The following is an 11,866-nucleotide window of genomic DNA, read 5'->3' as shown; positions in this document are numbered from 1 at the left end:
TCGCTGTTCCTCTACTGGCAAAGTCGAAATTGTGCTATATCAGCAGGAATTCTTGAAGCATTAGGTACGTTTGCAGAGGCAGGAACGAAGATTCCCAGACCGTAACTGCAACCCTCTGCCTTCGTGCATTCGCCCGGTTTAGCACTGATTTGATATTCGCCTTGGGATGGGGGAGTAAAAGAGATTGACGCCAGTTCGCCTGTCTTTTGACTCGCAGCTATTTCCTGACCGCTGGCATCCTTGAGAGATAAGTTTAAATCCTGGCAATTTCCGTCGCAAGTGGCAACAAAAACATACTCCACATTAGGATGCAGCGTCGCTCTAAAAGGAGATGAAACTTGCTTGCGAACTTGACCCAGCAACGGCACAAATACTAATTTTTGACCGTTGCTTTTCCGCTGGTCAACTTCTGTTTTCAAGCGACAAACAACCGTTTTTTGGTCGTCGGTCAGTTCTTGAGCAATAGCATTTCCTACGATTGCAGTACCGAGGAGCAGGGCCATGCCGGAAATAACCAGATGTTTGATATTCATTGATGTCCGGTAAAGTTAATTTTTGGGTGATTGCAATAGACCGCTTTTGTCAGCAGTATATTGATTTATCTGGAGCCTATCACATTTGTTGACTTTTCAAAAAAAAAGCTCCGATCAAAGTGCGATCGAACTCATGTCTGGTTTTAGATGAATCTGGCGTCAGCTATCGCCGAAAATCCACAGATTGCGGGCGGTACGAGCAGAACCTCGTCCTTCTTCTATTGTACTAAATTAGGACGCTCCGCATCCGCTGAGCAACCAGTTTCTCAGCGGATGCGGCGCAGCTAAACCTAAGATTTATAGTATAGACCGGGTTTAACAAGACCTGAGTGAGCCCAAGACTGTAAATCTCTGATACAGGTTCGCAGGTTCCATGTCAATAACATAATCCTGTCCCTGTCTATATACAAATAGGTTGAAACTTGTGACTGTACTAGACGAAAAAAACTCCGAAAGCAAGAGTTAGTTCGGACTTTTACCCTCTTGCTTCTTCCGGCTTCCGTCGGGCTTCTTCCTTCTTTCCATCATGTATCACTGTTCCGAAATTTCCACGCGGGAACAAACTTAGAATCTCCCCAAACGCCGCGGCGATTTTTCTTAGCTTCGGCTTCGGCTTGTTCCAGAAGACTTGCACTCGGACAGTTTTTCAAGTAAGGACGGTAAACCATTGCTAATCCTTCGCGGATCAAAACTTCTTGGGCAAAGGTGCCGTTTGGCAAGCGAACTTCGCTAACTTTGCGGCCGTAGCGGTCAGTATCGGTGACAGTTAAAACAATGCGACCGCCCCCTTGTTTGACTAGCTGCTGCATTCTTTGGTGCGCTAGGTTTCCCCACTTAAATTGATTTTTTTTTGCGGCTGCTTTGCTATTTTTCTCAGCATTGGTGTGCGCGACTTCCGGTGCATCTACACAGGCAAAACGCACTTTGATATCTTTCCCGGCGGCATCGCTAGCAACAAGGGTGTCGCCGTCGCTGACTCGCTTTACAGGATAGTTGTTGGGCGCTAGCTTTTGTGGACACCCGAATAGTAGCAATAGCAGAGCAACTGCACTTAAGGTTTTTATTTTTGGGAAAATGGCGATTTTAGTTTGGCTCATAGTTCGGTGTGTCTCTTAGTTTACATTTATGTGGTGAGTTTAATTAACCGATCGCACTTTCAGTCTTTCCCTAACGCCAAGCGTGAAAAACCATCCGGGCGCACGTACCGCTAGCTTGCGAAATATTAACAGCTTTGATGTCGCGGAATCCTGCACTTTCCAGCATCCCTTTCACCGCCAGAGCATTTGGCCCGAACCAATTCGTCGGGTCATTATTCAGTTCGCCGCCACAGTAAAACGCCGCTGCCGGTCTTTGACAATCAAGCATATCGACGTGAGTTTCTAATATTAACTGCTTGCCGGTGACGCTGAAAACTCGATCGAGAGCCAGCAGGGGATGCCTCATGTGGTAAAGCACTCCCAAGAACAAAACCAAATCAAAAACCCCTACTTTCTCGGGCGAAAGGTCGAGCACGTCTATCTCCATATCTTCAACTTGAGACTTGAGCACTCTGCGCGCCAACTCAAATCCTCCTTTGCCAACATCGGGGGATTGCCAAACAAAGGAATCTGTAGCCAAAACGCGCTTAGCCCCGCGCCTTTCTGCGGCAAAAGAGTAAAATCCATCCCAAGCACCGACATCTAAAACAGTCATTCCTGCTAAACTTTCGGGAAGTCCAATTTTTTCTTCGGTTTGAGGAGAAGAGGTTTTACCGCCACCCGGAGTGATGACTCCGCAACCGAGGTCAATGCAGTGATGCCAAGTGGGAATTTTTGCTACTTCTGCTTTTAGCAGCAATCTTTCGATATCTTGTAAAGAAACAATCTCCGCAGGTGCGGCTTGCGGGCTTGGCAATTGCTGAGTTTTGGCACATAGCTTGTCAAAATCTTGGCGGTAGACGGCTAATTCTTCAACCAAGCTTTCGGATAAAGGAGTGCCGCTGTGTTGCAGTTTTTGAGCTGCTTGAGAAAAGCGCAAGTTTAAATCGGTGGCGCGTTTTTTTAAATCGTTTAACTGCTGCCACAAAGTTTGTGTTTCGGCTGTCATCATCTTGTTTTTTATCCCAAAAGTGCGGTTGCTGCTGTCTATTTTGTTTCCATCCAATTTTGCCCGGCGTGGATGTCAACTATCAGCGGTACGCTAAGTGGCAGAGCATTTTCCATCGCAGTTCTAATTTTCGGCTGCAATTCTTCCCATTCATCGGGAGGTACTTCAAAGATTAATTCGTCGTGAACTTGCAGCAGCAGCCGCGCCTGATAGTTTTGCAAAATTTTGTGTACCTCAATCATGGCAAGTTTAATGATATCAGCACTAGAGCCTTGAATGGGAGCGTTGGCTGCCGCCCGCAAAGATTGGGCATCATCTCTGCTGAGAGATTTAAGTCTATCGGAGTGAATGTCTTGGGGATTTCGGCCTTTTAAGTCGCGGATGCTTTCGCTCTCGAAGTTCAAGTAGCGGCGGCGGCCGAGTATTGTGGTAACGTATCCGAGGGCGATCGCCTCTTTTTTTACTTTCTCCAAATATTCAAATACTTTACTGTAACGCTGGTTAAATCGTTCAATAAACTTTTTACCGTCTGCTGAAGTTTTGCCCATCGATCGCCCAAATTTAATCGCCCCCATACCGTAAATTACCCCAAAATTAATCGTCTTGCCAAACCGTCTTTCGTCCGGCGTTACTTCCTCCTTTTCAAACAGCAGTTGAGCCGTCACGGTATGCACATCTCGGTTATTTTGGTAAGCTTCAATTAACACAGGTTCTTGACTCAAGTGAGCCAAAATTCGCAGTTCTATTTGAGAATAGTCAGCCGACACCATCACCCAACCTGCTTCCGGCAAAAAAGCCTTGCGAATTTGCCGCGAAAACTCGGTGCGGATGGGAATATTTTGTAAATTTGGATTGGAAGAAGAAAGCCTTCCCGTACCCGTTGCAGTTTGGTTAAAATCTGTATGCACTCGCCCGGTATCAGCACGAACTAACTGCGGCAAAGCATCGACATAAGTTGATTTCAACTTGGATAATGTTCGGTGTTCTAATAAATCGTCTACAATCGGGTGGTCTCCTTGCAATTTATCTAATACGGCGGCGTCTGTAGAGTATCCCGTCTTAGTTTTGCGAGACTTTTTCTGAAACTCATCCGGGATTTTTTCTAACAATATTTCGCTGAGTTGTTTTGGGGAACCTAAATTAAACTTTCTCCCCGCTGCTTGATAAGTCTTTTCTTCTATTTCTGTTAAGCTCTTTTCTAGCTGCTGCGACAGTTCTTGCAGGTAAGCTGAATCAATGCGAATTCCGCAGTATTCCATTTCTGCTAAAACAGGTTCTAGGGGCTGTTCTACTTCCAGCAGCAACTGGTGCAAAGACTTTCCCGGAAAGTTAGCTTCATCAGCTTTATCCAATTCTGCTCTAAGTTTATTTACTAACCCAAATGTGGTGTGAACATCCATGCCGCAGTAGTCGGCTACCGCCGGAATACTGATGTCAGCAATTGTTTTGTTTTTCGGCACTAATTCACTGTAACTTTTGGCGACAATGCCTAAGTATTTCCTTGACAATTCGCTGAGACTGTGGCTAGTTTCTGGGTTGAGTACGTAACTGGCTAGCATGGTGTCGAAGACGACTCCTGCTAGTTTGATTCCCTGACAGCGCAGGATCGATCGATCGAACTTAGCATTTTGCAGCGCCTTGGGATAATTCTCGCTTTCCAAAATCGGACGCAAAGCATTTAAAACTGTGGCTTTGTCTAAGTTTTTGCCCGTTTTGTGTCCTGTGGGAATGTAAGCGAGATCCTCTTTGCCGGTTCCCCAACAGCAGCCAATTCCGACTAATTCGGCGTCTCGCGGTTCGATCGCGGTAGTTTCGGTATCCCACGCCACGGGTGAGGCTTTGTCGGTGCAGGTTTGCAGCAGTTGGACTAATTCGTTTAACTGTTCGGTTGTTTGAATTATTTTGGGTTGAATTGGCAGTTTGTTTTCCTGCTGAGCCGCTTTAGTTTCTGCGGGACTAAAAAACCACAAGTCGTCGTCTTCGTCTTCTGAACTTTCAGAAGTTGGAGGTGACTTATCTATTGTGGGGCGGGCATCTTCCCCGCCCAAAGCAACAGGCAAGATGCCTGTTCCACTCTCCATTGAATTGATTGTGGGGTGGGCATCTTCCGCGCCCAAAGCAACAGGCAAGATGCCTGTTCCACTGTCGATTGAATTGATTGTGGGGTGGGCATCTGGCCCGCCCTTTTCCAATTGTTGTTCTACACCGCCGAACCGTTTTTGAATTTGCTTTACTTTCCCTAAAAATGTCTTAAATTCTAATTTTTCCAGCATCGGAATCAAGGCGGATTCATCAAAACCTTTGAGCTGGCAATTTTCTAAATCTACTTCCAAGGGCACGTCTTGGACAATTGTCGCCATGCGTTGAGAATGGTAAGCAGCTTCTTTGCCTTCTTCTAGCTTTTTCTTAGTTGCTCCTTTAATCTCGTCGATGGCTGCATAAATTCCGTCGAGGGAATTGTAAGCTTCCAGCAGTTGCAGGGCGGTTTTGTCGCCGATGCCTTTAACTCCTGGAATGTTATCGGATTTGTCACCGCAGAGGGCTTTGTAATCTACTACTTGTTCTGGCACAATGCCGAGTTTGGCTTTGACTTCTTCCGGGCCGTATTCTTGGGATTTGCCTTTGCCCGATCGCCTGAGTTCATCCGTACTCAAATACAATACGCTAATTTGTTTTTCGGTTTCTACTAATTGAAACAAATCTCGATCGCCCGTGAGGATTTTGACCTGATAACCGGCCGCGCTGGCTTTGTTTGCCAAAGTTCCCAAAACATCGTCCGCCTCGTAGCCTGGAGCAGTTATGGCAGGTAAATTCAAATAGCTGAGGAGTTCTTGCAGGTTTTTGATATCGGGAATAAAATCTTCGGGAGTTTCCGCACGACCGGCTTTGTAAGTTTCGTCTGCTTCGTGGCGAAATGTGGGTGTGGCGAGGTCAAAGGCGATCGCCATGTACTGGGGGTCGTGGGCCGCCATTACTTCCAGCAGCGACTTGAGAAAGCCAAAACAGACGCTGGTGGGAATGCCCGTCGTAGTTCGCAAACCCCCATCTCGGCTTTTGGCAAAGGCGAAGTAGGAGCGAAAGGCCAAGGAGTGGCCGTCAACTAGGATGAAGGTGGGAGCTTGATTTTCCGACACAGACACAGTTACCGATCGCACGAAAGGATTTTCTCATTGTAGCCAGTTGTCAGTCTGCATCGATCGACCGGAAGGATGGCCCGCAGACTTGAGGACGCTTGACACTCGATCGGCGATCGGCTTACTGTGCAGCTTGGCTGAGAATAGTAGAAGATGTGAAGTACGATGGCAAATTTACCAACACCTGCCGATCGAAGCCTATGGCTGACATTAATCGATGCTACGAAATCCTCGAAATTGAGCCGGGAGCTTCCCTAGAAGAAATTAAGCGCGCTTACAGGGATTTAGCGTTTGTGTGGCATCCCGATCGGTTTGCCCACAACGAGCGCCTGCAACAAAAAGCTCACCAAAGATTAACAGAAATTAATGAAGCTTACCAGCAGTTGGCGTTGTTTCTGAGTCAGCCTGAATCATCGAGGTCGATCGAAAAACAGTTTCAGCAGCCGCCACCCCCTGCGCCTGAAAAGCCGCTGAGAAGGCGTTCTGGAAAATCAGCCGCCAAGCCTGGTTCTGGGCGCAGTCAAACTCGTCCAAAAGCCGCCTCCAAAAAATTTCCAACTCAAAAGAATTCTTCAAGCAAGAAACGATTTACAACTCAAAATCGCCAAGCGTGGCGGGGAAGAAAGCAACCTGGGCGAAGCGCGGCGAGGGAAGCAGGGCCATCTCAAAACTATCCAAAGCTGATCTCGAAAAGGAAAAAAGAATTTTCAACTCAATACTCAAAACCGCGGTCATCTCAAAACTATTCAAGCTTCCCTTGGGGGCCGCTGGCAATCGCCGTGGCGAGTTACGCTTTGACCGGTTGGATTTTGACGGTATCAGACGCCCCGCTGTGGATGTGGGCTTTAATCTGCGGTGCAGATTGGCTGTGGGCGGCGATTTTGCTGGCCGAGGGTTCGGCAACGCCCAGAGTGTGGCTGGCGGCGTTAGTTTTGGCTGGGGCGGTGGGGGGGTCGATCGCCGGTTTTAAGGCGGGAGGAATGGTAACAGGGGCTGCTTGGGGCGCAGTTGGGGCTGGTTTGGGGGCGATCGCCAGTTCCGAGGCAGAGTCTCGGGCTGTGGCTGTAGTTTTAGCCGTAGCGGGAGTGGTGACCGTGGTGGGATTGATGGCTGGAACGGGTTCTGGGGATTGGGTCAAGGCGTTGGTGGCAGCCGTGTGTTGGGCGATTGTCGGCTTGACGTGCGGGCTGGCGGTGGAAGTAGGCGTGAATTCTGGCGGCCCCGTCGGGTTCGGAGGTGCGATCGGGCTGGGGATTGGGGCGTGGGCGGGGGCTTGGGCTGGGGCGGGTTCGGAGGCGATCGCCCAAGCCTCGATCTTTGCCGGGTCTAAGACTGTTTATGGCGCTTGGGCTGCGATCGGGATTATTGCGGGAGTGGTGGCGCGGATGGTAGCTGGGGAAAGGTCGATCCACACTGGTAGCGGGCTTTACACGTTTACCCTGTTGGTGGCTACTTCCGGTTTCGGGCTGTGGCTGGGAAGTTGGTTGGTCGATCGTCTCTTTTGAATTAATCATTAATCATCAGTCATTAATCATCAGTCATTAGTCATCAGTCATTAGTCATTAGGGAAAATTACCAATTACCAATACCCCATTCTCCTATTTTCTAGCAACGACCAAGACGATTAGGACGTTCTTAATTGCTGATATCCTTCCTTCTTCCTTCTTCCTTCTTCCTTCTTCGTTCTTCCTTCTTCCTTCAGCATAACTCCCAGCACTTATCGCTTTTAAGCAGCTCTTCAAACTCAGCCATTGGCAAAGCCTGACTGAAAAAATAACCTTGAATTTCGTCGCACTCGCGATCGCACAAAAAAGCAAGTTCCGATTCATTTTCTACCCCCTCAGCAATCACAGTCATGTTCATGCCGTGTGCCATTTGAATAATCGCTATTGTAATCGCTGCATTTTGGCGATCCTCTGCAATATTGCGAATAAAACTCTTGTCAATTTTGATCGCATCAAACGGAAAGCGTTTCGGATAACTCAAAGAAGAATATCCCATTCCAAAATCATCAATTGCTATGCTAATCCCCATATCTTTCCACGCCGTAAAAGCTTGAACAGCAGTCTTTTCATCTTGCAAAATCAGACTTTCAGTCAATTCTAATTCCAGACATTTAGGATCGAGATTAGTTTCTGTCAATATTTGTCTGACTCTCTCCGTCAAATTTTTTTGCTCAAACTGGCGGGCTGACACGTTGACTGCTACCCGCAGCGGCGGCAAACCCTGTGTTTGCCAAACTTTAGTTTGCCTGCAAGCAGTCTCTAACACCCATTCGCCCAGCGGTGCAATCAAGCCCATTTCTTCAGCCATGGGAATAAATTCTCCCGGAGAAACTCTGCCCCTTTCTGGATGATTCCAGCGCACCAAAGCTTCAGCACCAATAATTTTACCTGTTTTAATTTCTATTTGCGGCTCATAGTAAACTTCAAATTCCGAGCGCTTTAAAGCATTGCGGAGAAAAGTTTCTTGAGTGAATCTCTTGATGGAACTGTGCGCTACTTTTGCAGTGTGAAACTGATAATTATTTCCCCCTAGTTGCTGAGAATTGTACATAGCTGTATAAGCATTTTTTAGGAGTTGGTCTCCATCGCTGGCGTCGCTTGGAGATAAAGAAATGCCGATACTTGCCGTGAGGTAAAGTTCCGAGCCTTTGACAATCATAGGTTGGGCTACAATATCTAAAATGTTTTGAGCAATCTTGGCAGCATCCTGTTTTTCCGCAACTGGTTCTAGAACAATTGCAAATTGGGCCGCTTCCAAACGAGCCACAATATTAATGTTCTCCGTGCAGTTACTAAGCCGCTCGGCAAATTTGCAAAGTACGGAGTCGCCAATTTCGTGTCCCAAGGTACTGTTAATTCGGTTAATTTTATCTAAACTGAGAGTCATAACGGGAATGAGTGCTGACCATTTTTTTTGCTTGTCTAATATCTGACTTAGCAGATCTCGGAACAACAAACGATTTGGCAAGTTTGTCAAGCTATCGTATTGATGTCGGTGGAGAGCTAATTGAATAGTTGTGTGCAAGTTTTTTTCCTCAAAGGGTTTGACAATATAGCCGAAGGGTTTGGTCGCATTGACGCGCCACAAAGTGTTTTCGTCAGCATACGCTGTCAGATAAACTACCGGAATTTGAAAGCGCGATAAAATTTCTGCTGCTGCTGTAATGCCGTCAATTTCTCCTTGCAGGTTAACATCCATCAAAACCAAATCTGGTCGGAATTGGGCTACAGATTCAATCGCTTCTTCTCCCGAATAGACCATACCAGTTATTCGATATCCTAGAGATATTAAACAGTCGGAAATGTCTTCCGCAATTATGCTCTCGTCTTCAACAATCAGAATTTTTTTGTTAAACATTAAATTCTCTCCTAAGAATGCAATTGGGGTTGGGAAAAGGTTATTTTAAAAGTCGTGCCAGCAGTTTCTAACAGTTCTATTTTGCCCCTGATTTGCTTGACTAAAGACCCGACCAGTCGCAAACCCAACGTTCGGGCTTTTCGATAATCTAAGTCTTGAGGAAAACCAATTCCGCTGTCGCTCACGGTTAGCACGCAAAGTCTATTATTTTCTAAAGTAAAATCTATGTTAATTTTACCTTTGATTTGTCCTGTAAAAGCATATTTGAGAGCATTTGTCACAAGCTCGTTGATAATTAATCCGCAAGGAACTGCCGTATCAATATTAAGAGAACACGGCGCAATATTTGTTTGCAACTTAACGCCTTCTGCATGAATTTCATAAGCTTGGAATAAATTGTGGGCGAGATTTTGGATATATTCAGCAAAATCAATGTTTGACCAGTCTTTGGATTGATATAATTGTTCGTGAACCAGAGCCATCGATCTGACTCGGTTTTGACTTTCTTTTAACATTTCACTAACGCGGCTGTCTTGAATGTAGCGAGACTGAAGTTTCAGCAGGCTAGAAATAACTTGGAGGTTGTTTTTGACGCGGTGGTGAATTTCTTGGAGAAGGACTTCTTTTTCGGCGAGGGACGCTTTGATTTGATCCTCATCCCGTTTGCGATCTGTAATGTCGCGTACTACTGCTTGGAGAAATTTTTTTCCGTTAATTTCCATTGCGTTTAACAGAACTTCTGCGGAAAATTCTGAACCGTCGAGTCGTTGGTGTACCCAGTCAAATCGACAGCTACCTACGAGCATTGCTGTGTTCATTTTCTGTGATACTAAACTGGCTGAATCTTGTCCGTTAGGCTGAAACGGCGGGGAAAATTCGCTCGGATGCTTGCCGTAAAATTCTTTTTTGTTGCTACAGCCAAATATTTTTAAAGTGGCGTGGTTGCAGTCAAAAAAATATTGTTCGTCGAGCAGCATTACTGCGTCGCTGGTGGCTTCATAAAGGCTGCGAAATTTGTGTTCTGATTCTTGCAGCGAGCAGATCAATTGGTTTTTTAGAGCTTCCGCACGCTTGCGTTCGGTAATGTCTGTCCCTACACAAACTGCTGCGGTTCCCTGAAGATATTTCTGAACTACTATCAAATAATTTCGGACTAACCCGTTAATTTGTATGTCTATTTCTTGGGAGGTTTGCTGAGATGAACTCTCAAAAAAATTGCGGATCATTTCTTCAAAAATCGAGCCTTTGTCGAGAAAGTTGATTTCTTGACCGACAAAGCTTTCAGGAGACAGTTTGAACGAGGTTGCTAAGTGCTGGTTGACTCCGATATACCGCAAATCTGAACTGATCCAAGAAATTAGTCCGGGCACGGCATCCAACACGGCGCGAAGTTGGTCTGTAGCTTCTTGGAGTGCTTCTTCCGATCGCTTGCGATCGCTAATATCTATCGCCGTTCCGCACAAGCCTAAAATAGCGCCGTTTTCAGCTTGGTTGATGATGCTGTTGACGCGCAGATGGACGGGAGTACCGTCTTTGCGAATGTGTACTGTTTCGTAAGGAGAATTAGCGGTTTGTGGCTGAATTTTGGTTCTCGCTAAAAGTTGGGCAAATATTTCTCTTGGTTTATTTTTTTGGTCGTGAACTAAAAAATCGGTGAAGCGGCGGCCGATCATTTCTGGCGGTTCGTAACCGTAGATGCGTTTGGCGGCGGAATTGACAAAAGTCAAGAGGCCTTCAATATCGATCGACCAAATCAATTCTTGGGAGGTTTCTACGAGGTTGCGGTACTTTTTTTCGCTTTCAGCAAGTGCTGCATGGAAGACTTCCGTTTGCTGCTGAAGTCTGTCTTCTAATTCTTGATTTACCGTTTCCAGAGTGGCGATGGACTGCTCGCGCTCGGTAATTTGAGTAGAAACACCCACTGCCCCGACAACTTCGCCGTTTCCATCTCGCAGGGCGGCGGATCGAATTTCGTACATAAAATTTCCCTCTCGGGCATTCCAAGTGCGATCGTTTCCTGCTAGTACCTCGGCAATATTTTCTAAGATATCTGGCTGGCTGCTGTAAACTTCAAAAATCGACAGCCCGACAGTTGCATCTGGTTTGAGTCCCAAATTTTCTAATCCTTTCCCTGCTGTAAGGGTTAACTTGCCTTCTCTGTCTGTTGCCCACAGGAAAATTGAGGCACAACTGACGGCAGCGTGCAGGGTTTCATTGGCTTGTTTGAGCCGATCGATTTCTGCGTGAAGTCGCTCCTGGGTGCTGTTTAATTCTACCGTTAGTCGATCGGCTTTTTGCTGCCAAGTAGCAGCAGTGTCGCACATTTCTGCGATATTGGGGGAACGACAGATGGATTGGTTGCAGTGTGACATGGTTACTCTGGGATGCACTGTATATTTAACCCCAGCCTATCTTTTAAGCATAAACTTTTTAAGTCAAATATTACAGTTAGCTGCGATACTCATCCGAGCAATATGCGATAGTTTAAAGCTAGTTTCAATGATTCAGGAATTGTGGCTCGCTCAGGGTTTCTGGCGACTGTTCAGAAATTGACAATCAACTGAATAATGCCTGCCAATTGGTACTTTTACTGTAAGTGTGTATACTATTACAAAAATAAGTTCCGCAATTATCGGCTTGCACAAGAACTGGAATTGTAAATTTATTATATTTTTTTGCGTAGATTCACGCACCGAGGAATCGGGAATCGGTAATTTGGAAATATAGCCAGCGCCTGAATGGTTAGGAGGT

Annotated in this window: 7 protein-coding genes; 1 reads left to right on the top strand and 6 read right to left on the bottom strand. The window is 46.2% G+C overall.

All coding sequences use genetic code 11. From position 1 onward, the window contains the following. Positions 1-11 precede the first annotated feature (11 nt). The 4 genes from QUA20_RS11935 to polA all read right to left on the bottom strand — a co-directional run bounded on the left by QUA20_RS11935 (position 12) and on the right by polA (position 5,773). Complete coding sequence (locus QUA20_RS11935; protein ID WP_172187752.1) at positions 12-533, bottom strand: hypothetical protein; 522 nt, start codon at positions 531-533, stop codon at positions 12-14. Positions 534-1,057: 524 nt separating this feature from the next. Then, entirely contained in the window at positions 1,058-1,630 is a 573-nt protein-coding gene (locus QUA20_RS11930) for a thermonuclease family protein (protein WP_172187750.1), read from the bottom strand. Positions 1,631-1,700: 70 nt separating this feature from the next. Continuing rightward, on the bottom strand, positions 1,701-2,675 hold the full coding sequence (locus QUA20_RS11925; RefSeq protein ID WP_333189024.1) for a DUF1698 domain-containing protein: 975 nt from the start codon (positions 2,673-2,675) through the stop codon (positions 1,701-1,703). After that, complete coding sequence (polA, locus tag QUA20_RS11920) at positions 2,657-5,773, bottom strand: DNA polymerase I (protein ID WP_333189022.1); 3,117 nt, start codon at positions 5,771-5,773, stop codon at positions 2,657-2,659. The genes QUA20_RS11925 and polA overlap by 19 nt, the downstream gene beginning before the upstream one ends. Positions 5,774-5,850: 77 nt before the next feature. Between polA and QUA20_RS11915 the strand changes: the two genes are divergently transcribed. Next, positions 5,851-7,257: a J domain-containing protein gene (locus QUA20_RS11915; protein ID WP_333189020.1), complete on the top strand. Its 1,407-nt coding sequence runs from the start codon at positions 5,851-5,853 to the stop codon at positions 7,255-7,257. A 193-nt stretch (positions 7,258-7,450) separates the two neighbouring features. Here the strand turns inward: QUA20_RS11915 and QUA20_RS11910 are convergent, their stop codons facing one another. Together QUA20_RS11910 and QUA20_RS11905 are read right to left on the bottom strand one after the other, a co-directional pair. Next, entirely contained in the window at positions 7,451-9,115 is a 1,665-nt protein-coding gene (locus QUA20_RS11910; protein ID WP_333189018.1) for an EAL domain-containing protein, read from the bottom strand. An 11-nt stretch (positions 9,116-9,126) separates the two neighbouring features. Continuing rightward, positions 9,127-11,487 carry a PAS domain S-box protein gene (locus QUA20_RS11905; RefSeq protein WP_333189016.1) on the bottom strand — a complete coding sequence of 787 codons (2,361 nt, stop codon included), beginning with the start codon at positions 11,485-11,487 and terminating at the stop codon, positions 9,127-9,129. Between the last annotated feature and the right edge of the window lie 379 nt (positions 11,488-11,866).

The sequence above is a fragment of the Microcoleus sp. Pol7_A1 genome, assembly GCF_036701085.1.
Lineage (GTDB): Bacteria > Cyanobacteriota > Cyanobacteriia > Cyanobacteriales > Microcoleaceae > Microcoleus > Microcoleus asticus.
This window is presented reverse-complemented; position numbering and strand designations above follow the sequence as displayed.